The organism is Kitasatospora sp. NPDC001159 (assembly GCF_053598235.1).
In genome coordinates, this window is the sequence record NZ_JBSFJV010000001.1 from 183239 (window position 1) to 198185 (window position 14947).

The window sequence follows — 14947 nt, forward strand, 5'->3', positions numbered from 1 at the left end:
CGGTCGCACGCCACCCTGACGGGCCAACAACTGCCTGGTAGGGCGCCTGTCTGAACAGCTGGAACCCATCATCACGATTGTGGATTTTTCGTGGATCCCGCTATTGACAAACCAACCACGCGGTTTGTTAGCGTGAGGCCAACGACGTCCCCGGGGGTGGGGGCTCGCCGGGGCCTGTGCGGACCGCTCTCGCCGGAGGGCGTTGCCAGGGGGGACGGCGGGACTTGCCGGGGTGTCGGGGGGAGCGGCAACGCCGAAGCCGCGCGACGAGGCGGCGTGGAGCGGGTCCGGGGGGACTCGCTCCACGCCTCCCCCGGAAGCCCCCGCCTCACATCAGCGCGCTCCAGTACGGGCAGTGCACATTCGGCAGCGACGCGACCTCGCCGGTCGCCCACCGCGGCGAACGGGCCGCTCCGGGCGAACCTGCGGTCAGCGCGATCTCGCCGAACTCGCCGATTCCCAGTACCAGTTGAAAACCATCCGGAGTGACGGCGGCCACCCCGGGCCGGTCCCGCCCGGCGTTCAGCGAGGTGATCGTCCACCCCAACCGGCGCCAGTGGCGCTCCACCACTCCCACCAACTCCCCCTGCCGGCAAGACGATACGAGGGTCAGCAGGTCCCGGCCCCGGGTGACGTACCAGTGCGGCTCCGACTCCCGCCCCGGCAGCGGCAGCCGCACACCCAAACTGGGAGCCGCCTCCCGCCAGACGAGCACGGGCCGGACGGCACCGACAGTTTCCCGAAGCAGCGTCTCGCAGCGTTCCGCCGAATCAAGTTGACTTGACGTCACCTCCGAAGTCAGCGTCGGCCACCAGGCGGGCGCGGCCGAGGAGCCGTCGCGACAACCGTCCGGGAATCCGAGGTTCAGTTCGGCACCACCTGACTGCACCGGGCCCTCCGTACTCCTCCCGGCGTTCAACCCGGGCAGGCATTCCGTCACTGCTTGGACGGCCGTCGGGCGCGGACAGTTCCGCCCCGCACCGTTCTCCATCTCGCATTGCACTACACGGTGCAGTTGAATCACTAATCTGCACCGTGTAGTTTACTTCTCGCCGAGGCCCGGCCGAACCAGCTCAGACCAGGAGGAACCCCACCATGCCCACCATCACCGTCGGCACCGCCCGCATCCCCTACCGCGTCGTCGGCGACGGCCCCGACACCCTCGTCCTGGTCCACGGCACCGGCCCCGGCTCCGGCATGTGGGACGGCCTGCTGAGCTCCTTCACCGACCGCTACACCGTGCTGCTGCCCGACCTCTCCGGCAGCGAGGCCGCCGTGGACGACGGCGCCCCGCTCACTCTGGAGACCCTCGCCGAGCAGGTCAACGCCGTCATCGCGGACGCCGGCCGCGGCCCCGTCGACCTCCTCGGCTTCTCACTCGGCGCCGTCGTCGCCACCGCGGCTGCCGCCCTGCACCCCGACCGGGTCCGCCGCCTCGTCGCCGCGGCCGGCTGGATCAGCGCCGAACAGGACGAGTACCTGCGACTCTCCCTGGCCACCTGGCTCTCCCTCGCCGACCACCCCGAGGCCTTCGGCCGCTACGCCACCCTCACCGCCTTCAGCCGCGGCTTCCTCAACCGCATCGGCCGCCCGGCCGTCGAGGCCAACACCGCCTACATGCGGCCGACCCCCGGCACCCTCCGCCACATCGCCCTCGACCTCGGCCTGGACCTCACCCCACTCCTCCCCCGCGTCCAGGCCCCCACCCTGGTGATCGGCTGCACCCAGGACGCCACCGTCCCGGTCGAGAACCCCCGCCGCCTCCACGCCGCCCTCCCCACCAGCGGCTACGCCGAGTTCGACACCGGCCACATCGTCCTCGCCGAACAGCCCGAGGCCTTCACCAAGACCGTCCGCGACTTCTTCGACGCCGACTGAACCGACCCGCGCCCCCGGGCGTGCACACAAAAAAGCCGCAGGTCCAAGACCTGCGGCTTTCGATGTGGAGCGGGCGACGAGAATCGAACTCGCGCTCTAAGCTTGGGAAGCTCATGTTCTACCATTAAACTACGCCCGCCTGATGAGCAGTCAGAGACCGCTCGATCCAGTGTCACTGTACCCCATCCGTGACCGTGGCTGCACGGTCGGTCCGAGGACGTGGCGGAGCCGGGTCAGGGTGGGCGGGGGGCGTACTGTTTGGGCCGCGTGTGAGTGCTCCGGTGGGTGTGGGTCGGGGCGGTGAGCCATGGTGTGGAATGTCCGGAACATCCCCTAATGTGACGCCGTCCCGGGGCCTGGCCGCCGGGGCGCGATGAGTACGGGTGAGTACTGGGTTAGGGATGGGAAGGGGATCGATGGAGCAGCGCGCCGTCGTTCGTTGTGCCGAGGGGCACCTGTTCAGCACCACCACGTTCCCGATGCAGAACCTCGGTCCCGGGCGGCTCGGGCCCGGGCGGTTGATCCGCTGCCCGCAGTGCGGACGGCTCCGGAGCTCGGTGCTGACCGACGTGCGGGAGCTGTCGACGGCGCAACTGGCGCGGGCGATGCGGATGGAGGCCGCGGAGTTCCTGGCCTGACGGCCGTCGGAAGGACGTAACGGGCCCCGGGCGGATTCGTCCGGGGCCCTGTCGTGCACGTAACCTCGAACCGTGCTGCTCTCTGACAAGGACATCCGTACCGAAATCGACCTGGGCCGGGTCGTCATCGACCCGTACGACCCGGCGATGATCCAGCCGTCGAGTATCGACGTGCGCCTCGACCGCTTCTTCCGCGTGTTCGAGAACCACAAGTACCCGCACATCGACCCCTCCGAGGAGCAGCCGGACCTGACCCGGCTGGTCGAGCCGGACGGCGACGAGGCGTTCATCCTGCACCCGGGCGAGTTCGTGCTGGCCTCGACGTACGAGGTCATCACGCTTCCCGAGGACGTGGCCTCCCGGCTGGAGGGCAAGTCGAGCCTGGGCCGGCTGGGCCTGCTCACCCACTCCACGGCCGGTTTCATCGATCCCGGCTTCAGCGGCCACGTGACCCTGGAGCTGTCGAACGTCGCGACGCTGCCGATCAAGCTGTACCCGGGCATGAAGATCGGGCAGCTCTGCCTGTTCCGGCTGTCCTCGCCGTCGGAGCACCCGTACGGCTCCGAGCGCTACGGCTCGCGCTACCAGGGCCAGCGCGGCCCGACGCCGTCCCGCTCCTACCTGAACTTCCACCGCACCAAGGTCTGATCCCGGCGGAGTGCACGCACGGCGGGCGGCCGCCCCTCACCGCGAGGGGTGGCCGCCCGCGGCGTTTCTCAGGACCGCTTGGGGCTGGTGACCGCGACCAGCTCGGTGCCGTCCTCGGACAGCCGCAGCTCGGTGCGCAGTTCGGCGAGCTCGCCGAGGTGGTGCAGGTGGGTGCCGCCGCAGAAGATCTGCGCGCCGCCCTCGGGCAGCTCGCAGTGCCACTGGCGGCGGGCGGTGAGCTCGGGGCCGGGGACCTCGATCCGGACCGGGGCGTCGGCCGCGACCCAGGCCGCGAGCTGCGCGTTGACGGCCTCGGTGAGGGCGGGCAGGGCGTCGGCGAGGGCGGGGAACTCCTCGGTGGCGTCCACCGTGAAGCCCTTCTTCTTCAGCGACTTGCCGAGCCGGTAGGTGTCCGTGCTGGCCTGGGTGTCCATCACCGAGCTGTCCATCGCCAGGCTGTCGAAGTCGGGGTTGCCGAAGGCGTCCGAGCGGCCCGGGTCCTTGCGCCAGCGCGGCGCGAGCGCGGCGTTCAGGGCGAGGGCGAGCAGGTGGCAGCCGCTGTGCGAGGCGCTCAGGGCGGCCCGGCGCTCGGCGTCGACGGCGAGGACGGCGGTGTGGCCCGTGATGTCCCCGGGGTCGCTGTCCAGGACGTGCAGGACCAGCCAGGACCACTCCTCGTCCCCGCGCTTGACCGGGATCTCGGCGCCGACCAGCGGCGTGCCGCCGTCTGGGCCGACCGCGCCGGTGAGGCAGTCCACCACGGCCAGCTCGGCGCCGTCGACGGTCAGGGTGCCGTGGTCGGCCGGCTGGTCGGGCCAGGTGTGGTCGAGCGGGTGGAACGGGGTCGCCCCGGTCACCACGGCGTACCGGCCGTCGGCGAGCGGGTGCACCGCGAGCACCGGGGACTCTCCGGTCACCGCCCCGGCCGGAAAGCTGACGTGGGTGGTGGGGAGGGTCATGGCTGGCTCCGGTGGTGGTGGACAACGGGGGTGGGCGGCCCGGGCCTTCCGGCCCGATCCGCCCACCATTCTGCCTGTAGCCCCTCAGCCCAGGGTCGGCAGCTTGATCAGCACCAGCAGCGCGACCAACTGCACCGCGGCGGCGGCCGCCGCCTTGCCCCACGGCAGGTCGTGCACCCGTCGGACCATGGTGGTCAGCAGGTACGCGCAGAGCATCCAGGTGGCCCAGCCGATGGCCTGGACCACCGCATTGCCGGAGGGCAGCACCAGGTCGAGCAGCAGCCGGGGCGCGTCGGTCAGCCAGCCGATCAACGCGGCCAGGCCGACCGTCGACTTCCACGGGCCGTCGCCGCCGAGCTGGCGGGCCAGCGCGTAGGTGACCGCACCGAAGATCCCGCCGACCAGGGTGAAGCCGACGGCGGCGGCGAGCAGGCCGGTCAGCGCCACGGAGAAGGTCGAGTTGACGATGTCGTCGTGGGTCAGCCCGATGCCGAGCACCGCGAGCGCGCCGTACAGCATCGAGACGGTGAGGGCGGGCAGCCAGACCTGGTGGTCACGGGCGCGGTCGAAGATCGCGGTCGGGCTGCGGAAGACGCCGGTGATCAGCTCGCGCCACTGCGGCCGGGGGCCGGAGACGTGCGGCGCGGACTGGCCACCGGCCCGGTAGACGGCGACGTTGTCCTGGCCGTACGGGGGCTGCGGCTCCTGGCCGTACGGCGGCTGCTGCCCGTAGCCGTCGTCGTAGTGGCCCGGCCCCTGGCCGTACCAGCCCTGGTCCTGGCCCTGGTAGGGCTCCCGGCCGTACGGCGGCTGCTGCCCGTACGGGTCGCCGACCGGGAAGGCGCGGGTGCTGCCCGGCCGGTCGGCCGCGTACGGGTCGTAGCCGTCGCCGGCCGTGCTCCCGGGGCCGCCGGGACCACCGGCCGGACCGCCGGGGCCGCCGGCCGCCGTCGGGTGCTGGGCCGTGAAGTACTCCGGCCCGTCCGGCGGGCCGTACCCCCCGGGCGCCGCCGCCGGCGGCGGGGGCGACCATCCGCCGTGCGGGCGGTCGGCGCCCTGACCGCTGTCGTATCGATTACCAGCCACGCTCTGAAAGGTACCCGTCCGGCCCAACGCGCGTCGGCCCCGGACGGAGCCGGGGCCGCTTTGCAGCGAGCCTGAGACGAACGGGTCCGAAAAGCCCCCGAGATGTCGCTACCGCTGGGCGGTGACCGACGGCCCGTGCACCGCGGCGGCCGCGGTGGTGCCGGCCGGGCAGCCGCCGGGGCCGGCCGTGGTGCGCACGGCGCCGACCGGCAGCAGGGTGCCGCAGGCGATCCGGATGCCGCTGGGCAGCTCGTTGTCGGACTCCACGATCGCGCCGTCGCCGATCACCGCGCCGTCCAGCGCCGAGCGGTCGCCGACGGTGGCGAAGGCGCCCACGATCGAGTCCTTGACCAGGGTGTCCGGGCCGATCACGGCGCCGGGCAGGATCACGCTGCCCTCGACGATCGCACCGGCCTCGATCACCGCGTCCTCGGAGACCACGGTGCCGCCGCTGAGCACCGCACCCGGGTGGACGGTGGCGCCGGGCAGCAGCAGGGCGTCGCCGGTCGGGCCGGGGACGGCCGGGGAGTCGACCTTGCCGAGCACCAGGTCGGCGGAGCCGCGGACGAACGCCGCCGGGGTGCCGAGGTCCAGCCAGTACGAGGTGTCGACGACACCGCGCAGCAGGGCGCCGCTGGCCAGCAGCTCGGGGAAGGTCTCGCGCTCGACGGACACCTCCCGGCCGGCCGGGATGCGGTCGATGACGGACCGGGTGAAGACGTAGCAGCCAGCGTTGATCTGGTCGGTGACGATCTGCTCCGGCGTCTCCGGCTTCTCCAGGAACTCCAGCACCCGCCCGTTCCCGTCGGTCGGGACGAGGCCGAAGGCCCGCGGGTCCTCGACCCGGGTGAGGTGCAGGGTGACGTCGGCCCCCGCAGCCACGTGGCCGTCGCGCAGGGCGGCGATGTCGAGCCCGGAGAGGATGTCGCCGTTGAAGATCAGGACCGGCTCGTCCGGACCGCAGGTCAGCCCGGAGGCGGCGTTGCGGATGGCTCCGCCGGTGCCCAGCGGCTCGCGCTCGGTCAGGTAGACCAGCTCGATGCCGTACGGGGTCCCGTCCTGGAAGTGGTCCTCGAACACCTCGGCCAGGTACGAGGTGGCCAGCACCACGCGGGTGACCCCGGCGGCGGCCGCGCGGGCGAGCTGGTGCGCGATGAACGGGACGCCCGCGACGGGCAGCATCGGCTTGGGGGTGTGGGTGGTCAGCGGACGCAGTCGCGTGCCCTTACCACCGACGAGCATGATCGCCTCGGTCATGGTCTGCGCTGTTCCCCTTGTGGTCTCTGCGGCCCGGCCCGGCGGGCCGGTACCTCCGTCGGTGTTCTGTCCCCGTCCGGAACGGGTCGACCGGCCTCGCGGCCGGTCCGGCGCCTACTGTATTTCCTTCCGACCGAATGCCCGTCCGGCGGCCGTGCGATTGACGTCACCCTCCGTCCGCCCGCCGTATCCCCGGCCGTCGGCCCGGGCGCCAAAAGCCCGGCCCGGCGGGCGCGTTGACTGCGTCCACCGGGCCGGGCAGTTGTAGCAGAACCGTCGAACAGCGGTCGCTACGCGTCCACCGTCGCAGGCTCCTCGGTCTCGGCCGGCGGGGTCGCCTTCACCGAGTCGAGCAGCAGCTGGGCCACGTCGACCACCTTCAGGTGCTCCTTGGCCGCCCCCTCGTTCTTCTTGCCGTTGACCGAGTCGGAGAGCATCACCAGGCAGAACGGGCAGGCGGTGGAGACGATGTCCGGGTTGAGCGACAGCGCCTCGTCCACGCGCTCGGTGTTGATCCGCTTGCCGATGCGCTCCTCCATCCACATCCGGGCGCCGCCGGCGCCGCAGCAGAAGCCGCGCTCCTTGTGGCGGTGCATCTCCTGCTGGCGCAGACCGGGGACCTTGTCCATGATCTCGCGCGGCGGGCTGTAGACCTTGTTGTGGCGGCCCAGGTAGCAGGGGTCGTGGTAGGTGATCAGGCCCTCGACCGGGTTGACCGGGACGAGCTTGCCCTCGTCGATCAGGTGCTGCAGCAGCTGGGTGTGGTGGATCACCTCGAAGTGTCCGCCGAGCTGCGGGTACTCGTTGGCGATGGTGTTGAAGCAGTGCGGGCAGGTGGCCACGATCCGCTTGGTCGGGGCGTCCTCCAGCGCGGCGTTCAGCGTCTCCACGTTCTGCGCGCCGAGCATCTGGAACAGGAACTCGTTGCCCAGGCGGCGCGGGGAGTCACCGGTGCAGGTCTCCTCCTTGCCGAGGATGGCGAACTTCACACCCGCGGTGTGCAGCAGCTCGGCGAAGGCCTTGGTGGTCTTCTTCGCGCGGTCCTCCAGGGCACCGGCGCAGCCGACCCAGTAGAGGTACTCGACCTCGGCGGGATCGATGTCCTCACCGATCACCGGCACCTCGATGCCGGTCTCCTTCTTGAGCTCCTTGACCCAGTCCAGGCGGGCCTTGGTGGCCATGCCCCACGGGTTGCCCTTGTTCTCCAGGTTCTTGAGCATCGTCCCGGCCTCGGTCGGGAAGTTGCTCTCGATCATCACCTGGTAGCGGCGCATGTCGACGATGTGGTCGATGTGCTCGATGTCCACCGGGCACTGCTCGACGCAGGCGCCGCAGGTGGTGCAGGACCACAGCACGTCCGGGTCGATGACGCCGTTCTCCTCGGCGGTGCCGATCAGCGGGCGCTCGGCCTCGGCCAGCGCCCCCGCCGGAACGTCCTTGAGCTGCTCGGAGGTGGCCTGCTCGGTGCCCTCCATGTCCTTGCCGCCGCCGGCCAGCAGGTACGGCGCCTTGCCGTAGGCATGGTCGCGCAGGCTCATGATCAGCAGCTTCGGGGAGAGCGGCTTGCCGGTGTTCCAGGCCGGGCACTGCGACTGGCAGCGGCCGCACTCGGTGCAGGTGGAGAAGTCGAGGATGCCCTTCCAGGAGAAGTGCTCGACCTGGGAGACGCCGAAGACGGCGTCGTCGGCCGGGTCCTCGAAGTCGATCGGCTGGCCGCCCGAGGTCATCGGCTGCAGCGCGCCCAGCGCGACGGCACCGTCGGCGTTGCGCTTGAACCAGATGTTCGGGAAGCCCAGGAAGCGGTGCCAGGCCACACCCATGTCGGTGTTCAGCGAGACCGTGATCATCCAGATGAAGGAGACGGAGATCTTGATCGTCGCGACCAGCCAGAGCAGGTTGTGCAGGGTGCCGACGCTCAGTCCGGAGAACAGCTTCACCAGCGGGTACGAGACCACGTACGCGACCGAGTAGTGGTCGACCCCCAGCTGGGCACCCTCCAAGCCGCGCAGGGTCAGGATGGCCACGCCGATGACCAGGATGACCGCCTCGATGAAGTACGCGAAGCCCATGTTGGAGCCCGCGAAGCGGGACTTGCGGCCCGCCTTGTTCGGCAGACTCAGCTGGCGGATCACGGTCAGCACCGCGATGCCGAGGAAGGTCACGAAGCCGAGCAGTTCCTGGAACACCAGGTACGGCGTCCAGTCGCCGACGACCGGGACCTCGAAGTCCGGGTCGAAGAGCTGACCGAACGCGCCGACCAGGGTGAGGATCAGCGCGTAGAAGCCGACCGCGACAGCCCAGTGCGCGATGCCGACGACGCCCCACTTGTTCATCCGGGTGTGCCCGAGGAACTCACGGATCAGGGTTACCGTGCGGGCCACCGGGTCGTTGATCCGCGCGCCCTTCGGGACGGGCTGGCCGAGCCGGACGAACCGGTAGATCTGCGCGATGGCACGAGCGAACAGCGCCACGCCGACCACGGTCGTGCCCAGTGAGATGACGATCGCTGCTAGCTGCATCCGGCTTCTCCGTACTCCAGCGGCGGTGAAGGTATACGTCGGTCGAGTGTACTCGTGGGTAACTTAACCACCCACCGGCCGGACCTTACCGCCCGTTAGCACCGATTCAGAAGGTGCTCAAGGTATGGCGGCAGTCACGTAAGGCCATACTCATCCATTCGGAGCAAAACGGAAGAGGGGAATCACCGCCGCAGCAAAGTTGAGTCGGGACAGCTCAATCCTGTTGACTCGCTCGCGAGCCTCATGCATGCTTGAGCCCGTAAAGCTCAACTCTTCCGTGGAGGTATCTACGATGGCACGCGCGGTCGGCATCGACCTCGGCACGACGAACTCGGTCGTCAGCGTTCTCGAGGGTGGCGAGCCCACCGTCATCACGAACGCCGAGGGCGCGCGGACCACGCCGTCCGTCGTCGCCTTCGCGAAGAACGGCGAGGTCCTGGTCGGCGAGGTGGCCAAGCGCCAGGCGGTCACCAACGTCGACCGCACCATCCGCTCGGTCAAGCGCCACATGGGCACCGGGTGGAAGATCAACATCGACGGCAAGGACTTCACGCCGCAGCAGATCTCGGCCTTCGTGCTGCAGAAGCTGAAGCGCGACGCCGAGGCGTACCTGGGCGAGACCGTCACCGACGCCGTCATCACCGTCCCGGCGTACTTCAACGACTCCGAGCGCCAGGCCACCAAGGAGGCCGGCGAGATCGCGGGCCTGAACGTCCTGCGCATCGTCAACGAGCCGACCGCGGCCGCCCTCGCGTACGGCCTGGACAAGGACGACCAGACCATTCTGGTCTTCGACCTCGGCGGTGGCACCTTCGACGTCTCCCTGCTGGAGATCGGCGACGGGGTCGTCGAGGTGAAGGCCACCAACGGTGACAACCACCTCGGTGGTGACGACTGGGACCAGCGCGTCGTCGACCACCTGGTCAAGGTCTTCCAGGCCGGCCACGGCGTCGACCTGTCCAAGGACAAGATGGCCCTGCAGCGTCTGCGCGAGGCCTCCGAAAAGGCCAAGATCGAGCTGTCCTCGTCCTCCGAGACCTCGATCAACCTTCCGTACATCACGGCCTCCGCCGAGGGCCCGCTGCACCTGGACGAGAAGCTCACCCGCGCCCAGTTCCAGCAGCTGACCTCCGACCTGCTGGAGCGCTGCAAGGTCCCGTTCCACAACGTGATCAAGGACGCCGGCATCTCGCTCTCCGAGATCGACCACGTCGTCCTGGTCGGTGGCTCGACCCGTATGCCGGCCGTCGCCGAGCTGGTCCGCGAGCTGACCGGCGGCAAGGACGCCAACAAGGGCGTCAACCCGGACGAGGTCGTCGCCATCGGCGCCTCGCTCCAGGCCGGTGTCCTCAAGGGTGAGGTCAAGGACGTCCTGCTGCTGGACGTCACCCCGCTGTCCCTCGGCATCGAGACCAAGGGCGGCATCATGACCAAGCTGATCGAGCGCAACACCACGATCCCGACCAAGCGCTCCGAGATCTTCACCACGGCCGAGGACAACCAGCCGTCCGTGCAGATCCAGGTCTACCAGGGCGAGCGCGAGATCGCCGCGTACAACAAGAAGCTCGGTATGTTCGAGCTGACCGGCCTGCCGCCGGCGCCGCGCGGCCTGCCGCAGATCGAGGTCACCTTCGACATCGACGCCAACGGCATCATGCACGTCGCCGCCAAGGACCTCGGCACCGGCAAGGAGCAGAAGATGACCGTCACCGGCGGCTCCTCGCTGCCGAAGGACGAGGTCGACCGCATGCGCCGCGAGGCCGAGCAGTACGCCGAGGACGACCACAAGCGCCGCGAGGCCGTCGAGACCCGCAACTCCGCCGAGCAGCTCGTCTACTCGACCGAGAAGTTCATCGCCGACAACGCCGACAAGCTGCCGGCCGACGTCAAGACCGAGGTCGAGACCGCCATCGGCGAGCTCAAGGAGGCCCTGAAGGGCGAGGACATCGCGAAGATCCGCGAGGCCTCGGAGAAGGTCTCCACCACCGCCCAGAAGCTCGGCCAGGCGCTGTACGCCAACGCCGACGCCGCCGGTGCCGCCGCGGCCGGCGAGTCCGCCCAGGCCAAGGAAGACGACGTCGTCGACGCCGAGATCGTGGACGACGAGAAGCCCAAGGGCGGTGCGTCGGCATGACGGACAAGCCGCAGGGCGGCAAGCCCGGCGACGACTCCACCGAGGAGGCCGTGATCAAGGCTGCCGAGGAAGCCGCGGCGGCCGGTGCCGGCGAGGGTTCCGAGGAGCTCGCCACGGCCAAGCGCGAGCTGGCCGAGCGCACCGCGGACCTGCAGCGCCTGCAGGCCGAGTACCAGAACTACCGCAAGCGGGTCGAGCGCGACCGGCTGACCGTCCGCGAGATCGCGGTCTCCAACATCCTGGAGTCCCTGATCCCGGTCCTGGACGACATCGGCCGCGCCCGCGAGCACGGCGAGGTGACGGGCGGCTTCAAGTCCGTCGCCGAGTCCCTGGAGACGGTCGTCGCCAAGCTGGGCCTGCAGCAGTTCGGCAAGGAGGGCGAGCCCTTCGACCCGACCCAGCACGAGGCGCTGATGCACAGCTACTCCTCGGACGTCACCGAGGACACCTGCGTGCAGATCCTCCAGCCCGGCTACCGCATCGGCGAGCGGATCATCCGCCCCGCCATGGTCGCCGTGGCGGAGCCCCAGCCGGGCACCCAGACGGCGTCCGCCCCGGACGCCGACGCGAAGTCCGCCGACACGGACAAGGCCGACGGTGGCTCGGACAGCTGACAACCAGTGACAGCTGACAACCAGTGCGCTGCGGAGTCGTACGCCGGCCAATACGGCGGCCGGCTCCGCAGCGCGCTGTCAGCAGTGGGCTCTGCGGGCCTCGCTGTTGACAGCGCAGTGACGATGGACATCGGGAGGTGGCGGAGGCCATGAGCGGCAAGGACTTTGTCGAGAAGGACTACTACAAGGTCCTCGGCGTGCCCAAGGACGCCACTGCCACCGAGATCAAGAAGACCTACCGCAAGCTGGCGCGCGAGTTCCACCCGGACGCGAACAAGGGCGACACCAAGGCCGAGGAACGCTTCAAGGACATCTCCGAGGCGTACGACGTCCTCTCCGACGAGAAGCGCCGCAAGGAGTACGACGAGGCCCGCACCCTCTTCGCCAACGGCGGTTTCCGCACCGGCGGACCCGGCACCGGCAGCTACAGCTTCGACTTCGGCGACCTCTTCAGCGGCAACCAGGGCGGCGGTGGCGGACTCGGCGACGTCTTCGGCGGCCTGTTCAACCGCACCGGCACCCGGCAGGCCCAGCCCCGGCGCGGCGCCGACGTCGAGACCGAGGTGACGCTCTCCTTCGAAGAGGCGGTCGACGGCGCGACCGTCCCACTGCGGATGACCAGCCAGGCCCCCTGCCGCGCCTGCAACGGCACCGGCGCCAAGTCCGGCACCACCCCGCGGGTCTGCCCGACCTGCGTCGGCGCCGGCACGGTCAGCCGCGGCCAGGGCGCGTTCGCGCTCTCCGAGCCGTGCAAGGACTGCCGCGGCCGGGGCATGATCGTCGACGACCCGTGCACCGACTGCCACGGCAGCGGCCGGGCCAGCTCCGCCCGCACCATGCAGGTCCGCATCCCGGCCGGCGTCCAGGCCGACCAGCGGATCCGGCTCAAGGGCAAGGGCGCCCAGGGCGAGCGCGGCGGCCAGCCCGGCGACCTCTACGTCACCGTGCACGTCGACCCGCACCCGGTCTTCGGGCGCAAGGGCGACAACCTGACCGTCACCGTCCCCGTCACCTTCCCCGAGGCGGCCCTCGGCGCCACCATCGAGGTGCCCACCCTCGGCGGCCCCGCCGTCAAGCTCAAGCTGCCCCCGGGCAGCGCCAACGGTCTGACCATGCGCGCCCGCGGCAAGGGCGCCACCCGCAAGGACGGCACCCGCGGCGACCTCCTCGTCACCGTCGAGGTCGTGGTGCCTCAGCACGTCACCGGCGACGCGCTGAACGCCCTGGAGCAGTACCGCGAGGCCACCGTCTCCGACGACCCGCGAGCCGCCCTCTTCCGGGCGGCGAAGGGAGCGTGACGACCAGATGTCCCCGAACCCGATGACCCCCGACAGCCCGATCGGCCCCGGCATCGGCGAAGGCCTGCCGGGCGACGGCCCCCGCCGCACGACCCGTCGCACCGCCTCGGCCCCGCCGCAGTACGTGCTCACCGAGGAAACCCCGGTGTACGTCATCTCGGTCGCCGCCGAGCTGTCCGGCCTGCACCCGCAGACCCTGCGCCAGTACGACCGCCTCGGCCTGGTCTGCCCCGACCGCACCGCCGGCCGCGGCCGCCGCTACTCCGCCCGCGACATCCAGCAGCTGCGGGAGGTCCAGCGGCTCTCCCAGGACGAGGGCATCAACCTGGCCGGCATCAAGCGGATCATCGAGCTGGAGAACCAGGTCACCGCCCTCCAGTCCCGCATCACCGAGCTGGTCGACTCCCTCGAAGGCGCCGCCGCCGCCCTCCAGCAGCGCGAGGCCGCCGTCCACGCCTCCTACCGCCGCGACCTCGTCCCGTACCAGCCCCCCACCCCCCAGTCCAGCGCCCTCGTCGTCTGGCGCCCCAAGCGCTGACCCGGGGCACTGCTCACCTCGCCAGCCGCCGGCTCCCTCCTGTTCGGGGGGTGCCGGCGGCTGGCGTGTGGTGAGAGAGTGCTGCGGCATGGAGCGTCAACCGCTCGATGCCCAGGACGACTCACCAGCCGGACCCTGCGTGCCGCTTAAGATCCTTGTTGCAGTAGCCATCCGTCGCGTTGACTAACTTGTCCGGTCAACACAAGGAGCCAAGAATGAGTGGGCGAGAAGGAGCAGGTGCCGCGCCAGGCGGACTGCGCATCCTGTCGGAGGATGCCCGCACGCTCTATCTGAAAGCCGTGAGCGAGAACGGCCGGCTGAGCCGGAGTCCTTCCGCTTCGGGTGAGGATTCCGCCCTCCAGGAGTTGCTGGACCTTGGACTGCTAATTCTCGACAACGAAGAGCCGGACGCCTATTTCGCCGTCGATCCGACACAGCTCTCGGCGAGTCTGAGTTCGGCATGGCAACGACAGGCCCTCGATCTCCTGTCACGCGCGGTGGCGCTGCCGACGGAACTCGGCGAACTCGCCGAGGCTTTCCACGCCCCGAACCAATCCGGGGGAGCCATCGAGTACGTCAGAGGCCGTGCCCTGATCAATCAGCGGCTTCAGCAATCCGCGGCCAGCGGGTGGACGGAGGGGCTCGCCATGCAACCGGGCGGCCCGCGCCCAGCCGAGCTGCTGACCGCATTCCTGGACCGCGACCTCGACATGCTCCGTCATGGCGCGTCGATGCGGACCATCTATCACGCCAGCACTCGGTACCACCAGCCGACCAGGGACTACGTGGCACAGCTCGCCATGGCGGGTTGGCAGTTCCGGACCCTCGACGAGCCCTACACCCGGCTGATCGTGGTCGATCGACAGCTGGCGGTGATTCCCGTCGCGGGCGATAACATCGCCGCCTTCATATACGACCCCGCGGTCATCAACTTCCTCGCCGAGGAGGTCTTCGAGCGAAGCTGGAACAGGGCGCTTGAGTTCGAGGGGGACCGCACCGTCCCGCGTCAGGTCGTGTCGCAACTACGACAGACCATCATCGAGCTCCTGCTCTCCGGAACGAACCATCGCGTCATTGCACGACGGCTCGGCATCAGCGAGCGGACACTCGCCCGGCATATCGCCGAGATGAGGGAGGCGCACAACGTCGACTCCCTCTTCCAACTTGGCTATGTGCTAGGCCGCTCCCCCCGACAAGAAAACGAATAGGAAACGCTCTTCAAGGAGCGGCTTTCCTAGCACCATCCACCGGCCGTCAGTACGGCCGATACGGACTCAGCCCCTGGCTCCGGTGAGCCAATCGACCTTGGCTCACCAGTGGATGTCGTCGCTGACGGCCGCTGCCGCAGTGGTGGAGACCCCGGCGTGCTCACTGCCGA

12 protein-coding genes, 1 tRNA gene and 1 pseudogene are annotated in these 14947 nt (G+C 70.0%); 8 read left to right on the plus strand and 6 right to left on the minus strand.

What is annotated here, in order from left to right:
• Positions 1–328: 328 nt before the first annotated feature.
• Positions 329–889: a hypothetical protein gene (locus ACWC9T_RS00940; RefSeq protein WP_449818940.1), complete on the minus strand. Its 561-nt coding sequence runs from the start codon at positions 887–889 to the stop codon at positions 329–331.
• A 206-nt stretch (positions 890–1095) separates the two neighbouring features.
• Between ACWC9T_RS00940 and ACWC9T_RS00945 the strand changes: the two genes are divergently transcribed.
• A complete protein-coding gene (locus ACWC9T_RS00945; protein WP_449818941.1) occupies positions 1096–1878 on the plus strand; it encodes an alpha/beta fold hydrolase in 783 nt (260 codons plus the stop codon).
• 65 nt (positions 1879–1943) lie between these two features.
• Here ACWC9T_RS00945 and ACWC9T_RS00950 read toward each other — a convergent pair.
• Positions 1944–2017: transfer RNA gene (locus ACWC9T_RS00950), tRNA-Gly, on the minus strand.
• A 277-nt stretch (positions 2018–2294) separates the two neighbouring features.
• Between ACWC9T_RS00950 and ACWC9T_RS00955 the strand changes: the two genes are divergently transcribed.
• Positions 2295–2516, plus strand: a complete 222-nt coding sequence (locus tag ACWC9T_RS00955) for a hypothetical protein (protein ID WP_396247432.1) — start codon at positions 2295–2297, stop codon at positions 2514–2516.
• Between the two features lie 72 nt (positions 2517–2588).
• Positions 2589–3164 (plus strand): dCTP deaminase, encoded by a 576-nt coding sequence (dcd, locus tag ACWC9T_RS00960; RefSeq protein WP_396247431.1) that lies wholly within the window; start codon positions 2589–2591, stop codon positions 3162–3164.
• A 68-nt stretch (positions 3165–3232) separates the two neighbouring features.
• Here dcd and ACWC9T_RS00965 read toward each other — a convergent pair whose 3' ends face one another.
• The 4 genes and pseudogenes from ACWC9T_RS00965 to ACWC9T_RS00980 all read right to left on the minus strand — a co-directional run bounded on the left by ACWC9T_RS00965 (position 3233) and on the right by ACWC9T_RS00980 (position 8985).
• Positions 3233–4123 carry a metal-dependent hydrolase gene (locus ACWC9T_RS00965; protein WP_449818942.1) on the minus strand — a complete coding sequence of 297 codons (891 nt, stop codon included), beginning with the start codon at positions 4121–4123 and terminating at the stop codon, positions 3233–3235.
• Between the two features lie 84 nt (positions 4124–4207).
• On the minus strand, positions 4208–5209 hold the full coding sequence (locus ACWC9T_RS00970; protein WP_449818943.1) for a Yip1 family protein: 1002 nt from the start codon (positions 5207–5209) through the stop codon (positions 4208–4210).
• Positions 5210–5401: 192 nt separating this feature from the next.
• Positions 5402–6466 (minus strand): annotated as a pseudogene (locus ACWC9T_RS00975) (sugar phosphate nucleotidyltransferase); the annotation flags it as partial.
• A gap of 290 nt (positions 6467–6756) precedes the next feature.
• Positions 6757–8985 (minus strand): (Fe-S)-binding protein, encoded by a 2229-nt coding sequence (locus tag ACWC9T_RS00980; RefSeq protein ID WP_449818944.1) that lies wholly within the window; start codon positions 8983–8985, stop codon positions 6757–6759.
• Positions 8986–9277: 292 nt separating this feature from the next.
• Here ACWC9T_RS00980 and dnaK point away from each other — a divergent pair, with 292 nt between their 5' ends.
• From dnaK to ACWC9T_RS01005, 5 genes are all read left to right on the plus strand, one after another.
• On the plus strand, positions 9278–11119 hold the full coding sequence (gene dnaK / locus ACWC9T_RS00985; RefSeq protein WP_449818945.1) for a molecular chaperone DnaK: 1842 nt from the start codon (positions 9278–9280) through the stop codon (positions 11117–11119).
• Positions 11116–11733: a nucleotide exchange factor GrpE gene (gene grpE, locus ACWC9T_RS00990; RefSeq protein ID WP_449818946.1), complete on the plus strand. Its 618-nt coding sequence runs from the start codon at positions 11116–11118 to the stop codon at positions 11731–11733. The genes dnaK and grpE overlap by 4 nt, the downstream gene beginning before the upstream one ends.
• A gap of 149 nt (positions 11734–11882) precedes the next feature.
• Positions 11883–13031: a molecular chaperone DnaJ gene (dnaJ, locus tag ACWC9T_RS00995; protein ID WP_449818947.1), complete on the plus strand. Its 1149-nt coding sequence runs from the start codon at positions 11883–11885 to the stop codon at positions 13029–13031.
• Between the two features lie 7 nt (positions 13032–13038).
• Positions 13039–13569 (plus strand): heat shock protein transcriptional repressor HspR, encoded by a 531-nt coding sequence (locus ACWC9T_RS01000; RefSeq protein WP_449818948.1) that lies wholly within the window; start codon positions 13039–13041, stop codon positions 13567–13569.
• A 215-nt stretch (positions 13570–13784) separates the two neighbouring features.
• Positions 13785–14777, plus strand: a complete 993-nt coding sequence (locus tag ACWC9T_RS01005) for a hypothetical protein (protein WP_449818949.1) — start codon at positions 13785–13787, stop codon at positions 14775–14777.
• Positions 14778–14947 lie beyond the last annotated feature (170 nt).